This is a genomic window from Streptomyces sp. NRRL F-2664, from assembly GCF_000719345.1.
In the GTDB taxonomy this organism is placed as follows: domain Bacteria; phylum Actinomycetota; class Actinomycetes; order Streptomycetales; family Streptomycetaceae; genus Streptomyces.
On record NZ_JOFX01000559.1, the window covers coordinates 1 to 253 of the forward strand.

A 253-nucleotide genomic window follows, 5' to 3' on the forward strand; every position below is an offset into this window, starting at 1 on the left:
CTACGACATCGACCCCGCCGCCAGCGCCCCCGGCAGTGCCGGCTCCGGCCTGAAGCGGTTCCCCGGCGAGGGGGTGCGCTTCGAGCATGTGCCCGGCGGAAGCCTGCCTGCCCGGGAGGGGGTGGAGGAGCGCGGCTACGAGTGGCGGCTGACCGACCGCACCGACGGGTCGGTGCAGTACTTCGACACCGCCGGCAACCCGGTGGCGTTTGCGGACCGGCACGGCAACCGCACCGACTTCGCCTTCACCCCG

At 73.9% G+C, this 253-nt stretch carries 1 protein-coding gene; it reads left to right on the top strand.

The features are described from left to right. On the top strand, positions 1 to 253 hold a 253-nt coding region (locus IF89_RS40230; RefSeq protein ID WP_043195183.1), incomplete at both ends, for a hypothetical protein.